This window comes from Bartonella sp. AD328YNZD, from assembly GCF_042196425.1.
In genome coordinates, this window is sequence record NZ_JBHIQG010000003.1 from 1 (window position 1) to 3,104 (window position 3,104).

Annotated in this window: 2 protein-coding genes; both read left to right on the top strand. The window is 35.4% G+C overall.

All coding sequences use genetic code 11. The features are described from left to right. Positions 1–1,458, top strand: a 1,458-nt coding sequence (locus tag ACFIO3_RS00345) for a hypothetical protein (RefSeq protein ID WP_375704001.1), incomplete at its 5' end; no start/stop codon positions are given. Between the two features lie 148 nt (positions 1,459–1,606). Next, complete coding sequence (gene nhaA, locus ACFIO3_RS00350; RefSeq protein WP_375606439.1) at positions 1,607–2,968, top strand: Na+/H+ antiporter NhaA; 1,362 nt, start codon at positions 1,607–1,609, stop codon at positions 2,966–2,968. Positions 2,969–3,104: the final 136 nt, after the last annotated feature.

Below are 3,104 nucleotides of genomic sequence, written 5' to 3' on the forward strand. Positions count from 1 at the left end.
GGTACATCACTTAAAATTGGTGCCATTTCTGCCCGTCCTCCTCTTTCCTTTATTCCTGGAACTTTCACACTCTATAATGTTGATTTAAAGCATAATAATATTCATGTGCAAATTCCCCAAATTTCTCTTCGAAGTGTATCTTTAAAAGAAAAAGATAGAACGATAACATCACGTCTTTTACAAACAATGATGCGTATTGAGCTTTCCTCAATTATTGCTCCCAATATACAACTTTCTATAGAAAATAAAAATAAGCAAATAGAAACGGTTGAAGTCAATAATTTCCAGCTTTCTGATTTTAGAAATGGCCATATCCGTTCAGTTAGTATCAAAAGTATGGATCTTAAAACAGTTGCAGTCAATGGTGCCAAACAGATGCAGATTATGGCTAAAAGTGATACAATAAAAGCCCATGATATCGACATCAACTACGCCTATTCTATCATCTTTGGAAAAAACAATACTCTCAATCAAGGTAAAACCGTTACTGGTCCCATTGCTCTGAATAATATAAGCGTTGATATTTTTGAAGAAGCAGAAAAAAACAGCTCTTTCTTTCTCCAACAGTTTAAAACATCTGGTTTAAAGATGAAGCCATTTGAACAAACTCCTGAAAAATTGATCAAAGCTTATCTTAATGCAAAAAAAGAGAATAATAAAACCGCTGAAAAAATAGCACAAAATGGTCTACTTCTAAACATATTGCTCGCCATTACCTCAGCCGATGCCAAAGTTGATAACGTCACCGTTGATATACCACAGTTGAAAGCAACACTCGAATCATTCCAATTCAAACCAAGCTTGTGGAAACAACCTATCCCTAAAAAACTTTTTCTTTCCCTCAATAACCTTTCCGTTTTACCTAAAAAAATGAATGAAAAAGACTTAGAACTCTTCAAAAATTTGAACTTTGAGCGCTTTAATATTTCAGGAAAAATTGATATTTCTTATGATGAAAAAAAACGTATGCTCCTTCTTGATGCAATGTCTTTCGATATGAAAGACGTTGGATCTGGGTACATATCAGCCAAGGTTATTGATGTTGATGAAAAGCTTTTTTCTGGTCAGAAAAATGTAATGATTGCTGCTTCTCAAGACCTTGGCATCAATGAAATTGATCTACAATATAAGGATGCAGGTTTCATTGATAAGCTTTTTTCTTATCTTGCGCAAACTCTTAATGACAGCAAACATGATCTTAAAAAGGAACTCTATGACGATTTCTATCTAATGATGACGCAGACCCCTAACATTCTGTTAAAAAATCATGACGAAGCAGAAAAAATTTCAAAATCCTTAGGTGAATTTGCTAAAAATCCGCAAACATTGAGCGTTAAAATTAAAGCAAAAGATAATAAAGGGCTCACAATAATTGATCTCGAATCTGCTTTACAAAATGATCTATCCAAGGCTTTAAGCAAAGTAGATCTCACTATTAAAAATGAAGCATCGCCTTGAACATTTTGTGCTTTAAACATGATGATCTTGTCTATAAATTAAGAACTTTATTCCTCTTTTTGCTTTTATATGATACAGAAGGCTTCACATAGAGTCATTTACATAAGAGAATATAGAATTATAAAATTGTCGATACTTGGAGTTGTTCATGTCTGATTTATCTTCAAATCGCTTGCCTAATCGCGCTTCTCGTGTCACCAATCAAGCGCTTTCTGCTATCGAGCGTTTTCTCCATATTGAAGCTCTTAGTGGTATTGTTCTTTTATTAGCTGCTGCTTCTGCACTCATTTTTGCCAATTCTAAATATGCTGATCTCTATGAATCTTTTTGGCATACACCTCTTGGTTTTAATTTGGGGCATTTCACTCTTTCATGGGATTTGCATTTTTGGGTTAATGATGCTCTTATGACTATTTTTTTTCTCGTTGCTGGAATGGAAATCCGACGCGAGATTCATGAAGGTGCTCTTGCCGATTTTAAACAAGCAATCTTACCAATTGTTGCTGCAATAGGGGGTGTTTGTTTCCCTGCAATTATTTATTTTATCTTCAACTTTAATGATGGGCATATACATGGTTGGGCCGTACCAACAGCAACAGATATTGCCTTTGCTCTCGGTATTCTTGCTCTTCTTGGAAAAAAAATTCCTTCTAATCTTCATATCATTCTTCTATCACTCGCGATTATTGATGATATTATAGCTGTTCTTATTATTGCTTTTTTCTACTCAACAAACATTGATCTTAGTGGTTTAATGATTGCAGGAGCAGGTATTGCTCTAGTGCTATTCTTTCAATGGATTGGGCTTGCATCAGCATGGCTTTACATTTTACCTGGTGCAATCATCTGGTGGGGTTTAATGGTAACAGGCGTTCATCCATCACTTGCTGGTGTAATTTTAGGGATGATGACTCCCGTTTTTCCTACTCGGACTCTTGTAGCGCCACTCACCACGCTCAGCAATGCTATGCAAATTCTTCAAGAAAAAAATATTAAAACAGATCTCCATCATATTTCAACCGCATTGAAAAAAATGCGCAAAGGACAGCGTGCCATAATTGCTCCAGTAACCCGTGTTCAGAAAGCATTGCATCCATGGGTTGCATACGGTGTAATGCCGATTTTTGCCTTTGCAAATGCAGGAGTAAGTTTTGCAAACTTTGACCTTTCTTCCGATAAATCATTCTTGATTGTTCTTGGTGTTGTTATTGGGCTTTTCATCGGTAAGCCGCTTGGCATTATCACTGCCAGTTATCTAGCTGTAAAATCAGGTCTATGCCGCCTCCCTCCTCATATGACATGGACAGGTATTTTACTCATTGGTTTTTTAGCAGGAATTGGCTTTACAATGTCTATCTTTGTTTCAATGCTTGCTTTTAAAAATATTATCCTTCTTGATGCTGCAAAAATTGGAGTACTTTGTGGCTCTGGTTTATCTGCTCTTATCGGTCTAGGATATGGATTTATTTATATTAAGCGCAATAAAGACGTTGCTCATAGTTCCCAATAAACTAATTAAAAATAGACTTTTATACGAGCTTTTTAAAAAGTGATTCTATTCATTTGTTGGATTTGGACAATATTGAACGTAAAAGCCGTTGTTTTACCTCATCTTTACATCTATGAAGATGTAAACTGACATCATC

Coding starts and splice junctions, on each gene's coding strand:
- nhaA (WP_375606439.1), top strand. CDS start 1,607: ATGTCTGATTTATCTTCAAATCGCTTGCCTAATCGCGCTTCTCGTGTC.